The 13,132-nt window shown below is 69.6% G+C and carries 14 protein-coding genes and 1 pseudogene; 7 read left to right on the plus strand and 8 right to left on the minus strand.

The window, feature by feature from the left end; translation table 11 throughout:
* Positions 1-21: 21 nt before the first annotated feature.
* The 3 genes from ACIRF9_RS21795 to ACIRF9_RS21805 are packed head-to-tail and all read right to left on the minus strand — an operon-like array spanning position 22 to position 3,112.
* Positions 22-864: a fumarylacetoacetate hydrolase family protein gene (locus tag ACIRF9_RS21795; protein WP_403824524.1), complete on the minus strand. Its 843-nt coding sequence runs from the start codon at positions 862-864 to the stop codon at positions 22-24.
* Positions 861-2,591 carry a bifunctional 3-(3-hydroxy-phenyl)propionate/3-hydroxycinnamic acid hydroxylase gene (locus tag ACIRF9_RS21800; protein ID WP_403824527.1) on the minus strand — a complete coding sequence of 577 codons (1,731 nt, stop codon included), beginning with the start codon at positions 2,589-2,591 and terminating at the stop codon, positions 861-863. Before ACIRF9_RS21800 ends, ACIRF9_RS21795 begins: the two co-directional genes overlap by 4 nt.
* A gap of 26 nt (positions 2,592-2,617) precedes the next feature.
* The gene (locus ACIRF9_RS21805) at positions 2,618-3,112 is read right to left on the minus strand and encodes a VOC family protein (protein ID WP_403824530.1); all 495 of its coding nucleotides are present in this window, start codon (positions 3,110-3,112) and stop codon (positions 2,618-2,620) included.
* 218 nt (positions 3,113-3,330) lie between these two features.
* Between ACIRF9_RS21805 and ACIRF9_RS21810 the strand changes: the two genes are divergently transcribed.
* The 4 genes from ACIRF9_RS21810 to ACIRF9_RS21825 all read left to right on the plus strand — a co-directional run bounded on the left by ACIRF9_RS21810 (position 3,331) and on the right by ACIRF9_RS21825 (position 6,300).
* A complete protein-coding gene (locus ACIRF9_RS21810) occupies positions 3,331-4,917 on the plus strand; it encodes an MFS transporter (RefSeq protein WP_403824533.1) in 1,587 nt (528 codons plus the stop codon).
* 62 nt (positions 4,918-4,979) lie between these two features.
* Positions 4,980-5,384, plus strand: a complete 405-nt coding sequence (locus tag ACIRF9_RS21815) for an aldehyde dehydrogenase family protein (RefSeq protein WP_403824536.1) — start codon at positions 4,980-4,982, stop codon at positions 5,382-5,384.
* A gap of 77 nt (positions 5,385-5,461) precedes the next feature.
* Positions 5,462-5,770, plus strand: a complete 309-nt coding sequence (locus ACIRF9_RS21820) for a hypothetical protein (RefSeq protein ID WP_403824539.1) — start codon at positions 5,462-5,464, stop codon at positions 5,768-5,770.
* Positions 5,764-6,300, plus strand: coding sequence for a phosphate-starvation-inducible PsiE family protein (locus ACIRF9_RS21825; RefSeq protein ID WP_403824542.1), 537 nt, complete (start codon positions 5,764-5,766; stop codon positions 6,298-6,300). Before ACIRF9_RS21820 ends, ACIRF9_RS21825 begins: the two co-directional genes overlap by 7 nt.
* 13 nt (positions 6,301-6,313) lie before the next feature.
* On the opposite strand, the gene ACIRF9_RS21830 is transcribed toward ACIRF9_RS21825, so the two are convergent.
* Positions 6,314-7,417, minus strand: coding sequence for a hypothetical protein (locus tag ACIRF9_RS21830; protein ID WP_403824545.1), 1,104 nt, complete (start codon positions 7,415-7,417; stop codon positions 6,314-6,316).
* A 467-nt stretch (positions 7,418-7,884) separates the two neighbouring features.
* On the opposite strand from ACIRF9_RS21830, the gene ACIRF9_RS21835 reads away from it, so the two are divergent.
* Both ACIRF9_RS21835 and ACIRF9_RS21840 read left to right on the plus strand, forming a co-directional pair.
* Positions 7,885-8,334, plus strand: coding sequence for a DUF1931 family protein (locus tag ACIRF9_RS21835; protein ID WP_403824547.1), 450 nt, complete (start codon positions 7,885-7,887; stop codon positions 8,332-8,334).
* 121 nt (positions 8,335-8,455) lie between these two features.
* Complete coding sequence (locus ACIRF9_RS21840; protein WP_403824550.1) at positions 8,456-9,649, plus strand: PP2C family protein-serine/threonine phosphatase; 1,194 nt, start codon at positions 8,456-8,458, stop codon at positions 9,647-9,649.
* Here the strand turns inward: ACIRF9_RS21840 and ACIRF9_RS21845 are convergent.
* The 3 genes and pseudogenes from ACIRF9_RS21845 to ACIRF9_RS21855 form a co-directional block, all read right to left on the minus strand.
* Positions 9,597-9,779, minus strand: a pseudogene (locus tag ACIRF9_RS21845) (hypothetical protein); the annotation flags it as partial. The gene ACIRF9_RS21840 and the pseudogene ACIRF9_RS21845 overlap by 53 nt on opposite strands.
* 26 nt (positions 9,780-9,805) lie before the next feature.
* Positions 9,806-10,198 carry a DUF2267 domain-containing protein gene (locus ACIRF9_RS21850; RefSeq protein ID WP_403824553.1) on the minus strand — a complete coding sequence of 131 codons (393 nt, stop codon included), beginning with the start codon at positions 10,196-10,198 and terminating at the stop codon, positions 9,806-9,808.
* Positions 10,195-12,150, minus strand: a complete 1,956-nt coding sequence (locus tag ACIRF9_RS21855; protein WP_403824554.1) for an MFS transporter — start codon at positions 12,148-12,150, stop codon at positions 10,195-10,197. The genes ACIRF9_RS21850 and ACIRF9_RS21855 overlap by 4 nt, the downstream gene beginning before the upstream one ends.
* Before the next feature lie 138 nt (positions 12,151-12,288).
* On the opposite strand from ACIRF9_RS21855, the gene ACIRF9_RS21860 reads away from it, so the two are divergent.
* On the plus strand, positions 12,289-12,513 hold the full coding sequence (locus ACIRF9_RS21860) for a hypothetical protein (RefSeq protein ID WP_403824557.1): 225 nt from the start codon (positions 12,289-12,291) through the stop codon (positions 12,511-12,513).
* A gap of 99 nt (positions 12,514-12,612) precedes the next feature.
* On the opposite strand, the gene ACIRF9_RS21865 is transcribed toward ACIRF9_RS21860, so the two are convergent.
* Positions 12,613-13,110 (minus strand): Hsp20/alpha crystallin family protein, encoded by a 498-nt coding sequence (locus ACIRF9_RS21865; protein ID WP_403824559.1) that lies wholly within the window; start codon positions 13,108-13,110, stop codon positions 12,613-12,615.
* Positions 13,111-13,132 lie beyond the last annotated feature (22 nt).

The following is a 13,132-nucleotide window of genomic DNA, read 5'->3' on the forward strand; positions in this document are numbered from 1 at the left end:
GCCGTGGCCGCTGTCGACCGTCTACAGCCGGTCCTTGACGACGGTGTTGCGCAGTTCCCCGATGCCCTCCACCGTGGTGACGAGTTGTTGGCCGGGGCGCAGGAACACCTTCGGGTCGCGGCCGGCGCCGACCCCGCCCGGGGTTCCGGTGCAGATCAGGTCGCCGGGCAGCAGGGTGATGATGGTGCTGACGTAGGCGATGACGTCGGCGACGTCGAAGAGCAGGTCGGCGGTGTTGGACTTCTGCATGGTGTGGCCGTCGACGCTGCAGGCGATGGTCAGTCCCGAGGCGCCCGGGGGGAGCTCGTCGGGGGTGACGAGAGCGGGGCCGACGGGGGTGGTGGCCTCGAAGGTCTTGCCGGAGAGGAACTCGCGGGTGCGGTGCTGCCAGTCCCGTACGGTGACGTCGTTGACGACCGTGTATCCGGCGACGTGTTCGAGGGCCTGCTCGCGCGGTACGTGGCGGCCGCCGCGTCCTATGACGACGCCGAGTTCGGCCTCCCAGTCGAGGTCGTCGCTGACCGGTGGCATGTGGATGTCGTCGTGCGCGCCGATCAGGGAGCCGTCGTACTTGGCGAACAAGGTGGGGTGGGTGGGCGTGGGGCGGCCCATCTCCTTGATGTGGGTGGCGTAGTTGAGTCCCAGGCAGACGATCTTGTTGGGGTGGGGCACGACGGGAGCGAGGCACGCCTCGTCGAGGGGGATGCGCTCTCCGTCCCAGGCGGCCCGTTCCTGCCAGCCGTCGCCGCCGGACAGCAGGGCGCCCACGTCGGCGTACGGCAGCAGGACGAGTTCGTCGCCTTCCTGCCGGGCGGCGGTCGTGATCCGGTGCTCGTCGTCGAGACGGACGGTGGTGAGCCTCATCGGCGTACTCCCTGGATTTGGGTGTGGGCTGCGGGGGGCGGGTCGGAGGGGAGGAGGGTGTGCGTGCTGCCGGGAGCCGCGGGGGGCGTGGCGGGTGCCGGTGCGGTGGTGCCCCCGTCGGTGGTGAGGCGTCTCAGCTCGGCCGCGACGTGCCCGGCCCGGTCGGGGGTGAACACGGCGGCCACCAGCCGGTCGGGGCGCACGAGCACGAAGTGCCCTGCCAGACCGGTGAGGAGGGCGTCGAGCCGGCCGTCGGCGTCGGCGATCCCCACCCGGCCGTCGCGGTCACGCGGAGCCCGGTCCTCCAGGTAGACGTCCACGTGGGCGGAGTCCGGAAGGCCGGACCGTGCGGCGGCCGTCCAGGCGGAGTCGGGCACGCCGACCCCCAGCAGGCTCCAGCCCGGGCCGAGGACGTCGTCGAGCCGTGTGGCCAGGTGGTGCGGCCCGCTCAGGACGCGCGGCTGCGCCAGTGGCGTACCGACGAGTGACTGCCGGGGGCCGTTGAGGCGGACGACGGCTCCGGAGCGTACGCGGGTGGTGGGGCGGTAGCGCATCTCGGTGAGGTAGCGGCGTCCCGGCGGTGTGCGCATGGCGCCGCGCACCAGAAGGTCGCGCAGCAGAGCGCGGCCACGGCTGGTGGTCATGACGATCCGGCCGAGCCGGACGGAAAGGTCGATCACGGCCCGGGCGTGCGGGCGGCGTTCGGTGTCGTAGGTGTCGAGCAGGGCGTCGCCGGCCCGGCCCGCGAGCACCTCGTCGATCTTCCAGCAGAGGTTGGCGGCGTCCCGCAGGCCGGAGTTGAGGCCCTGTCCGGCGAACGGGGGCATCATGTGGGCGGCGTCGCCGAGCAGGAAGCAGCGCCCGTCGCGCAGCCGTTCGGCCAGCAGCGCGTGGAAGCTGTACGCGACCGCGCGCTCGACCTGTTCGGGCGTGATCTCCCGGTAGGGGCCGAGGAGTCGGCGCACCAGCTGGAACGGCGGTGGCGTGCCGGCTTCGCACTCGCCGGGCTCGAGGCGGAACTCGTAGCGGCAGCGGCCGCCGCGGCCCGGGACGATGACGACCGGCCGGTCGGGGTCGCCGTGATGCATGCCGTAGCGCTGGTCGTGGGCGTCCTCCAGTGTGTCGGCCACCAGCCACACCTCGTCGGGGAAGCTGGTGCCGCGCATGGGGATGGACAGCAGTTCGCGCACGGTGCTGCGGCCGCCGTCGCAGCCGAGGACGTAGGAGACGTCCAGTTCCTCGACCAGTCCGTCCTCCGCGTCGGTGCTCAGGGACACGCGCACCCGGTCGGGGCGCTGGGTGAGGGCCGTCAGCCGGGTGCCGAAGCGCACATCGACGTTCGGGTGTCGGCGCAGTTGCTCGCACAGGACACGTTCGAGGTCCGGCTGGGCGAAGGGGTTCTTGAAGGGATGCCCGAAACGCTGGTCGCCGGTGCCGCGGGCGTGCACGAGCGGGCGGCCGCCGATGCCGAAGTACTTGGTTCCGGTGCCCGGCACGATGATCGGGTACAACGCCTCGTCGAGTCCGGCCTGCTGCAGGGTGCGCAGGGACTCGTCGTCGAGACTGATGGCCTTGGCGTCGTCGCTGGTGGTGGTGTTGCGTTCGACCAGCAGCACCCGCACGCCGCGGGAGCCGAGCAGATGGGCGGCCGTGAGCCCGGTCGGGCCGGCGCCGACGACGAGCACGGGGGGCTGGGGCGTCGGCTGTTGTGCCGGTGGTGGGGGCATGGGCGTGCTCCGTAGTGGGGGATGGGTCACTGGACCGGCTGGTAGGCCGGGCCGCCGTCGGTCAGCAGCCGTTCGGCCTCGGCGAGCACGTCCGCGGGGTCCTGGTCGAGGTCGATGGTCTTGCGGAACGGCTGACGCACGTCACGCTCGATCCGCAGATAGACCTCGTTGCGATTGCCCTCGGGGTCGAAGAAGTAGATCCCGATCGCGTTGCCGTGGGTGACCTCCTGCTGGACCTCGATGCCCTCGGCGCGGAACCGGTGGTGGAACTCGATGATCGTCTCCAGCGAGTCCACCCGCCAGGACACCTGGTGGGTGAGCTTGGCGCCGGCCGGGGCGGTGCGGCCCTGCTGCAGGACGAACTCGTGGTGCTCCTCGTCGGGGCGCGAGGAGAAGAACACGATTCCCCGCTCCTCGTCCTCGTCGGTCACGGTCAGCCCCAGGACCCGGGCGTAGAAGTCGCGCATCTTCTCCAGGTCGTCCACCCAGAAGCCGGTGTGGCCGAGTCCGGTGATCGCCATGAGTGTCTCCTTTATCGGGATGGTCGACTCGATTATCAGGACAATAGGCTGGGTGTCGTTGAGGCGTCAATCGCGCACTTCGGCCGGTCCGGCCCCTTGACGCGGGAAGTCGTGAAGGTGCAGCGTCCTGTCCAGCGATACCGGCGTCCGGATATTCGAGACGTCAAATCCGTATCATCGGCCGGCGGAGTCCGCCCGAGCCGTACAGGAGGACCCTCATGACCCACCCTGTTCCGTTGAGCCGCGGCACGTTCGTCGCCGCCTGCCTCGCCATCTGCGTGGCCCAGATCGGCATCCCGCTCGCCTCCCCGATCCTCGGGGAGATCCAGCGGGATTTCGGGGCCTCGGTCGCCGCTCTGGCCTGGATCCCGGCGGCCTTCATCCTGCCCACGGCGATCCTGGAGCTGAACTTCGGCGTCCTCGGTGACCTCTTCGGACGCAAACGCCTCATGGTCGTCGGCGGACTGCTGATCACGGCCGGCTGCCTGGTCGTCGCCACCTCGGGCGCGCTGACCCAGCTCCTCATCGGCCAGGTGGTCGCCGGGCTCGGTGCCGCGGCGATCTTCCCCACCTCGCTGGCGGTGATCGTCGCGGGCACCCCGGAGCCCGCCGCCCGCGCGCGTGCCCTGTCGTACTGGGCGATCAGCCTGGCGTTCGGCGCGATGATCGCCCCGCTGATCAGCGGGTTCACCGCCGAACACACCGACTGGCACTGGGCCTACGTCCCGCTCGCGGTGCTCGGCCTGGTCACCGCGGCCGTCAGCGCCCGTGGGGTCGCCGACTCCCGTCAGCCCACCGGGCGCGGACTCGACTGGCCGGGGCAGATCACCATCGCCGTGTCCCTGCTGGCGCTGCTCTACGCCGTCATCGAAGGCGCCAACGACGGCTTCTCCGAACCCCCCATCGTGCTCGCCTTCGCTCTCGCCCTCGCCGCCTTCGTGACCTTCCTCGTCGTCGAGCACAGATCGCGGGTGCCGATGCTGCGGCTGGAACTGTTCCGCAACCCGTCCTTCGCCGCGGCTGCCGCCATCGGGCTGCTGGCCCTGTTCGGCTTCATCGGCACGGCGTACGCCCTGAGCCTCAAGCTGGAGAACGTCCACCACCTCTCACCGCTCCAGGCCGCGCTGCCCTTCGCGCTCATCCAGGCGTTCCCGATACTGCTCACACCGTTCCTGCCGAAGCTGCTGCAGCGCCTGCACCCGCGGACCCTGCTGATCTTCGGACTGCTGTCGCTGGCCGCCGGTGAGACCTGGATGGCGTTGCTGCCGGCCGACGCCACGAACCTCGCGTCGATGACCGGGCCGATCCTGTTCATGGGGGCGGGCTTCATCACGATGTTCTCCGCGCTGACGGCCGTCGCGGTCGGCGCCGTCGGCATCCGGCACGCCGGCATGGCCAGCGCGGTCACCAGCCTCGTCCGCGAGACCGGGCAGTCCCTCGGCCCGGCGGTCATCGGCGCCGTGGCCCTGGGCACGGCGAGCGGCGCCCTCTCCGACAAGCTCGCCTCCGCCGGGCTCCCCGACCGGGCGCTGGGCGTGGCCAACGCCGTGAACGACAACGACGGCGCGCTCGCCGTCGCGAACGCCGACCTCGGCGCGCTGTCCCGTACCGTCGCTCCGCTCGCCCGCACAGCCCTGGAAACGGGCCTCGACCTCAGCATGTACGTCAGCGCCGGCGCCAGCCTGGCAGGCGTGGTGATCGCCGCGATCGCCCTGCGACACGCCGGCGCACCGGCCACCTCCGAGGAGACCGACACGGCCGTCCCGGCGGACGCCCTGGCCGTCACCCCCCTCGCCAGGCCCTGACCGCCGCCCCGGCGCCGCCACCTCTGCAACCCGACGACCCGGACAACATGGAACAGGACGCCGTGACTTTCCTGGACAGCAGCACCGGGGACGGCCGGATCTTCTCCGGCGAGTGGATCAGCGGCTCGGGGGAGATGTACGACGCTGTGGAGCCCGCCACCGGCAAGACGCTGGCCCGCGTCGGCTCGGCGACCCCCGCCGACGTGGACAAGGCGGTCGAGCGGGCGACGCGGGCCCAGCGCGAGTGGGCGGCCCGGCCGTACCCGGACCGCGCGGCCGTGCTGCGAAATGCCGCGCGGCTCTTCGAGGAGCACCGGCGCGAGATCGAGACCGGGCTCGTGCGGGAGTCCGGCGCCGGCCGGCCCTGGGCGGCCCATCAGGTCAGCGGCGGTGGCCTGGAGGAGTGCCACGAGGCCGCGGCCCTGGCGGGAGCTCCCTACGGTGAGGGGCGGCGTTCCGGGCAGTAGCGGCTGTCGTTCGCCCGCCCGGTCCCCGTGGGAGTCGTCGGCGTCATCGCCCCGGCCAACGTGCCGCTCGTCTGCCCATGCGGGCCGTGGCCCCGGCGCTGGCCCTCGGCAACGCGGTCGTCCTCAAGCCGGACCCGCGCACCGCGGTCAGCAGCAGCGAGGACGGCGGCGCGGACTACTGGCAGTTGTGGGAGGAGAGCAGGCAGCTTCGAGGCAGACGGGCCGCAACCCTTGGAGGGAGGAGCGGAACGAGAAGGCCGCCCTGGCGGGGATGTCTTCGTCGCGCCTCGCCGCTTCCCCGGGAGGCCGGCAGAGGGAGGGATCCGCTCGTCCGCCCGTTCGGCGGCACGTCGTGCCTGCGGGCCGGGGGACTCCTAGCATGCTGAATGTGCGACCCATTCTCCCGAAGATCGAGGGCGGCCGGGTGCAGGGCCTCCTGCAGCTCATCGAGGACGGCATCCACCTCGTCGTCGCTGCGCTCCTGGTACTGCTCGCGGGGCTCCTGACCGTCGAGGTCGTCCACGACGTCATCAGGTCGATCCAGGGGCCGCACCGCGTGGAGACGGTCGTTCTCTCCGCCCTGGACAACGGCCTTGTGCTGTTCATCGTGGCCGAGCTGCTCCACACCGTCCGCCTCACCATCAGGAACCGGACCCTCGACGCGGAGCCGTTCCTCGTCGTCGGCCTGATTGCCGGCATCCGCAAGGTGCTCATCGTCACGGCCGAGGCGGAGAAGTCCTTCCGGTGGAACGTCGAGGGGATCGAACTGCTCATCCTGACGGGGCTGATCCTCGTGATGACGACAGCGGTGTACGTGTGGCGGCGCTCGACGCGGCCGGGCGACTACTCCCCGCTTCAGGAGGCGCGGCGCCCCCCGCCGCCGGAGCCCTCACCCACCTCGGTGCGCGGGTCCTGATCCGTCACAAGGTTCACTTCGGGGGCTGGTCACCGTGGTCGTCCTGGAGCGTGCGGCGACGTTCCTGTTCGCGCTTGGAGTAGGCGGCTGCCCGGATCGCCTCGTCGCTCTCCAGACCTGACCCCAGCGCGCCGCCCACGGTGGCGACCGAAGCGACGAACCAGGACAGCGTCAAGTACTCCTCGGCGTGCAGCGGGGTTCGTGTCACGGAAGCGAACAGTTGGTCGTTGAGGATGAACAGCGCCCACACCCAGTTGATGACCATCAAACCCACGTAGCAGACGAGCACCCCGATACCCACGGTCATTACTGTCGAGGCGTTGTAGAGCCGCGCCCTCTGCCGCGCCTCCGGGGAGCTCTCTGCTGATCGATGCCACAGCTCCGCGTCCACGATCAGCCAGCCGATCATGATCGCGACAGCCCCGACCATGGCGATCACGAGGCGTGGCGTGCTCAGGGCCGCGGCCAGGCTCCAGACGGTGGAGTTCACGGTGGCGACTGCTCCCGTGGCGAGTGCGGCCGCCAGGGCTTTCGACAAGCCCGGCACCAACCGCCACGGCCGGTTGGCGCGGACCATACCGACGAGCACCCGCAGGTAACCGCGCGGCCCGCCGACGACGTACCGAAGCTCGTCGGTCTCCTTCTCATCGATCGGGCCCGGATGAATAGGCGCGAGACGATTGACGAAGGGCCCCAGAAGCGGCCGGCCTCGCGGAGGTCCTTCAGCCCCAGTGGTGTGCGGACCCGCCAAGCCAAGCACGGCTTCTTCGACGGCCCGCCGGGCCCTCGTCTGTAGCCGCAGGCCCCCCAGCGAAGGAAGAGAGAGCAGCGCCAAGCCGTGTTCGTGATTCAGATTCACAGCGAGCTTGCGCCCGTGTGAGTGCAGCGGAAGGTCGGTGAGGGCCACGACGATGTCCCAGTTCTCCGCACTCCCACGGTCCATGATCCGGCGCATCAAGGTGGGCGGGTCCTCCGTCCCCGAGGTGAAGGGCTCACTGACCACCTCGACGTCGAACCGTCGCCCCTGGCCCGACTTGTCGGCGAGCCGGGCAGAAAGTGTCCGGGCCATGCGCTGCGCGATCTCCGTCGGCGCGTCCGGATCCGCCAGGAGAGCCACGACCGTAACGTCCCGCGACACCCGCATGACTGGACCCTCCTCGTCGGCTGCCCCGCGACCCCAAGTGCCCGCAGACGCCGCCGAGGTAACGTCGACGCCCCGTGACACGCCGGCCTGTCGGCGTCGGAGCGGCTGGTAGGCGGGAGGTCCGCGTCAACCGGGGCACTGTCCACCGGCCTTTCCCGAGCGGTCCCTGGCGTGTTCGCCACCGCGGCGTGGGGCCTCATCAGCAGCGATATCCGGGGCACCCCTTACGTGGCCGCTCGGTGACGCGGTGTTCACGCTGCTGTCGATCCGCGCGCCCGGCCGACTCCCCGGGCAGGCGGAGGCCTGGGCCTGGCAGGGCAATACAGGGAGGCTAATTGGGCCCGGTATGCGCATGCGTTCGCGGACTCCCGTCGGCCAGGCTGGCGGGGAAACCCAGGGAGCCGGGAGCCACCCGACGCCCGCAGCCGGAGGTTGCCGTCATGACCGTGATGTCCATCGCCAGGTTCGAAAGGTTCTTCCGCGCGGCCGGGGGGCTGGACGTCGACAAGAACGATCTCAAGCGCTACAGCGACTTCGTCGACGCCAAGCTCTACGATCTGCTGACCGTCGCCCAGGCCACTGCCAAGGCCAACGGGCGCGACGTCATCCGGACCTGTGACCTACCGATCACGAAAGGCCTGCAGGAGAGCATTCACCACTTCCGGAAGATCGACCAGGAGGTAGAGCTCAAGCCGATCCTGGAACAGCTCGCCACCCACCCCGCTCTGGACCGCACGCCCGACGAGGAGACCGAGGCGGCCTATCCGGACATCATCGGCGGACTCAGCCTGGCCCTTGCCCAGAGCTTCAAGATCCTCCACCCCGACCTGAAGAACCCCCAGACCCAGCACTGGGACGAGGCTCGAGCCGTCTTCGACCTCCTGCTGTGAGTGGCGACCGGACCAGGCGGAGCAGGCCATGGGCCCCAGCACCCCAGGCTGATCGGCCCATATCTCGGGTGTCGGAGGGCTCAGATTGTGGCGGCTCCACCTCGCGGGGATGATCGAAGGCATGGACAGGAACATGTCCAACGGGTCCGGGGAGCGGCTGCTGGAGGAACTGGTCAGAGCAGCCCAGCTGGCATCACCTGTGGAACTGCCCGTGGTCCTGAGCCGGTATGCCGGGGCCATGGGTCTGGGCAGGGCCACCATCTATCTGGTCGACATCCAGCAAAGACTGCTGGTGCCTCTTGTCGAAGGCGAGCCGGAACTGGACCTCGACACTTCGCTGGCCGGATGGGCCTACCGCACCGACTCTCTCCGAGTGGAAGAAGGCCCCTCCGGCGGGATGAACGTCTGGCTGCCCCTGGCCGACGGGGCGGAGCGGCTGGGCGTCGTGGAGCTGCACATGAGCACCCTGGACGGGCTCAAGCTACGGCGCTGTCGAACGACGGCGCTGCTCCTCGCACTGATCATCACATCCAAGCGCACCTACAGCGACACCATCGCGCAGCGCATGCGTACCAGGCCGATGCACCTGCCCACGGAGATGGTGAGGGCTTTCCTCCCTCCCCGGTCGATCGGCACCGGCCGGGTGGTCTCGACGGCGGTTCTGGAGCCTGCGTACGAACTGGGCGGCGATGCTTTCGACCATGCGTTCACCGAGGACGTTCTGCACGCCACGATCCTTGACGGCATGGGGCACAACCTGGCGTCCGGACTTGCCACCTCTGTCGCCATGGCAGGCTGCCGTAACGCCCGGCGCAGCGGGGCAGGCCTGAACGAACTCGCGGGCACCGTGGACGAGGCGCTGGCCAAGTGGCTTCCGGAGCAGTTCTGCACGGGTGTCTTCACCCAGTTGCACATGCCCACTGGTGTGCTGCGATGGTGCAACTGCGGCCACCCGCCTCCGTTGCTCATCCGTCGCCATCGCCTGCTCCACAGGGCCTTGGAGCGGGCACCTGAGCCCCCTTTGGGTCTGCCCGCAAGTCTCGCCGGGACCGCCCGTCAGCTGCACGACGTCAGCCTCGAACCCGGTGACCGCATACTGCTCTACTCAGACGGCGTCGTGGAGTCACGCGACGAGGCAGGCGAAGAGTTCGGCCTGGAGCGCTTCACCGACTACATCATCCGGTCGACCGCAGCGGGGCAGAGCGCCCCGGAAGTGCTGCGCCTGCTCATCCATGCCATCCTCGAGCATCGGCACGACAAACTCAGCGACGACGCCACGATTTTGATGTTCGAGTGGCAGCCCCCTGATCCGTGAACGCAAGGGCGCCGAACTGCACGGCCGTCTCGACCGGGAGACGATCCCGGAGCGGGTGCAGCACGGCCCGCAGTGCCGCGTACGACCGCTTGCGCCGGTCTTTGGGCCATTCGAAGGCATCCTCGACGTCTTTGAGGAGCCGAGCGCCTCACGGGCTCAGTCCGCAAGGTCGGCCTTGCCGAACAGGACCGCGTAACTGGAGGGGAGTTGGCTGATGATCTGATTCAGTTCTCCGCCGGTGACAGCGTCGGCAACGGTGGTCAGGACCGCGCTGGCGTCCCACTGCGCCGTCCGCGGCCGGGCATGGGTGCGCTCGGCGACCCGGCGGTAGAACTCTTCGATCCCGAAGCTCTGCGCCCGCTGCGGCGTGGCATGTTCCAGAACTTGTCCCAGCGGGCCGGGCATCTGGGATGCGAGGTCCTTGACCTCTCCCGGGCTGATCCGTTGGGCCAGCACTTCCAGCACGGCGTTGGTGACGTCCGCGGCTTCGTCCTGGTCGTTGTATTCGCCTCGCTCGCGTACACGGGCGAGGAATCCGTCGTATTTCATCGCTGCCTCCTTGTGCCCCGGTCACTCTGGTCATGGGGTTCGTCCGGTGCGCTGTCGAGCCGTCCGGCTCCGTCCGTCGGCGCGTAGCTGCCGTTGGCAAGGCTCCTGGCCCTGGACTCCCGCTCGGACTCACGCAGGGCACGGCGGAAGCGTCCGGGGCCCCAGGAACGGCCGCCCACGGCCTGTTCGAGTCGGTCGCGGCTCGTCGGGCCGGTTTCCTGGAGCGCGTGGGTGATCTGTTCGATCTCGTCGTCGAGGCGTTGTTCGGCCATGGCGGACGTACGGCTTGCCGTGCCCGCGGTGCCGGCCATCCCCGGCGAGTACAGGGTGCTGCCCGGTCCGGTGCCCGGGCGGTAGCGGCGGGCTCCGGCACGCTCCCGCTCCCGGCGGCGGGCGGTGCGGTCGGCGATCCGCAGTTCCCGCTCGTGCTCGGCCTGCCGGACGTGCTCGGGCCGGCGGCGGTCTCGTGCGTCCTGCGGCGCGGGCTCGTTGTGCCAGGCCGCCTCGGCTTCCTCGGCAGTGAGCGGGCGGGCGATGTTCTCCAGGGACTGTTGTTCGGCCCGGACACCGAAGAAGACCTCGGCCAGCCCGCCCAGCGCCATGGCTGCCGCTCCCACGAGGAAGCCGATGGCCACCAGGTCGGCATCGCCACTGTGAATCAAGTGGCCGAACAGCAGCGGGCCGGTGATTCCGCCCACGGCCGTGCCGATCGCGAAGAACAGCGAGATGGACAGGGCTCGGGTCTCCATGGGGAAGACCTCGCTCACCGTCAGGTAGGCCGAACTCGCTCCCGCGGATGCCACGAAGAAGGTCAGCGAGACCAGCAGGAAGAACCACCATGTCGTCAGGGAGCCGTTGATCAGCAGGACGGCGAGGACGGCTGCCACGACCGCCGAGCCGAAGTAGGTGCCCGCGATCATCGGCTTTCTGCCGACGGTGTCGAACAGTCGGCCGAGAAGGAGTGGTCCGAGGAAGTTGGCGATGGCGAAGAGGGCCAGGAAGTAGGGGATCGAGCCCGAGCCGATGTCGAAGAAGCCGTTCAGGATGGTGCCCAGGTCGAAGACGATCGCGTTGTACAGGAACGCCTGTCCGATGAAGAGCGCCAGACCGAGAACGGCGCGACGCGGGTACCGCCGCAGAGCCGCGCCGGCGATCTCCCTGAACGGGATGACGTCGCGCTGGCGTACGGTGACCGCCTCGCCCGGTTCCGGCAGCTCACGGCCGGTCTCTTGGTGCACCTCGGCCTCGATCCGGTCGACGATGCGTTCAGCCTCGTCTTCGTGCCCGTGGATGAACAGCCAGCGCGGACTCTCCGGCACGTGGCGGCGTACCAGCATGATGCCCAGGCCCAGGATGCCGCCCAGGCCGAAGGCCAGCCGCCAGCCGAGGTTCGCTGCCAGCAGACTCTCGTTGAGAAGCAGCACGGCGACCAGGCTGCCGAGCGCCGCACCGACCCAGTAGCTGCCGTTGATGGCCAGGTCCACCTGCCCGCGGTTACGGGCCGGAATCAACTCGTCGATGGCCGAGTTGATCGCGGCGTACTCTCCGCCGATGCCCATACCGGTGATGAAGCGGGCGAGGTAGAGGTACCAGGCGTCGTGGGCGAACGCGGTCGCGACGGTGGCGAGGATATAGATGCCGAGCGTGAGCATGAACAGCTTCTTGCGCCCGTAGCGGTCGGTGAGCCTCCCGAACAGGAGGGCGCCCGCACATGCGCCTGCGACGTAGATGGCGGCGGCAGTGCCTATGTCGGCGCTGGTCAGGTTGATGCCACTGCCCGGCTCGGTCATACGGGCGGCGACCGCCCCGACGATCGTCACCTCGAGTCCGTCCAGGATCCAGACGGTTCCCAGACCGATGACGATCCGCCAATGGAATCGGGACCACGGTAGCCGGTCAAGCCGGGCGGGGACCTTGGTCGTGACGACACCGAGCTCGGCTGTGGTGGTCATGCCGCGCCTCCTCGTTCAGGGCCACGGGCTGTCACCTGTAGAACAGGCCGGTATGGACTGGTCCGCATAGGGTGGTCTTCTGTGCTGCGCTGTCACCTGCTGGGACACCGTTTTCGCTTTCTCCATGAGGGCGACACGATGCACTGGCACTGCGCGCGCGGGTGCGGAGCGGAGGGCACCAAGCGATACCCGACCGCCCAGGACGCCGCGCGTTACGCACAGGCATTCGACCGCGAGGACCAGGCGGACATGGGCCGGCGAGCACCGCTGGGCCTGCTCCCCCTTCGGCTGCTGCGCGCCTGGCGTCTGCGGCGCCGCGAGGAAGCCGGTGGGGAGCCGCGTGCCGAGTCTCCGCCGCCATGAGGGCCTGACAGGGACGTGATCATGAGTCACCCCGGGGGTCGAGCCTCGCCGGCCCGGCCGCGGTGCCGGACGGGTGCCCGGAACCGCGGCGTTCGCGTGTCAGCCCTTGTTCTCGGTGCTTTCACTCGTCTCGCTGATCTCGATGTGCCGGGGCTTTGCGACCTCGGCCTTGGGGACGGTGATGTTGAGCACCCCATCCGACATCTGCGCATTGATCTTTTCGGTGTCGACCTCTCCGGGCAGCCGCAGCCGGTACTCGAAGGATCCGGTGCGGCGGGTGCTCCGGCGCAGGACGCCTTTGCGTTCCTTCTCCTTGATCTCTCCAGTGACCACCAGCTCCTGGCCGTTCGCTTCGACGTTGATGTCCTTGCCCTTGACGCCAGGGAGTTCGATCTCGACGTGGAAGGCGTCGTCGGACTCCGTGACATCCGCCAGGGGTGTCCACGCGACTGCGGGCGCCGCGCCTCCCACCGTGGATTCGATCAGTCCGCTCATCTCGCTGAGCAGTTGGTCGAACTCCGTCAACGGATTGCGTGCCCAGCCAAGGGGCCTGTCCTGCATCGCGCCACCGCGGTGGCGCCGGACGGGCGTGGTCATTCCCATCGCCTCCTTCTCCTTC

The sequence above is a fragment of the Streptomyces sp. NPDC096132 genome (assembly GCF_044763345.1).
Lineage (GTDB): Bacteria > Actinomycetota > Actinomycetes > Streptomycetales > Streptomycetaceae > Streptomyces.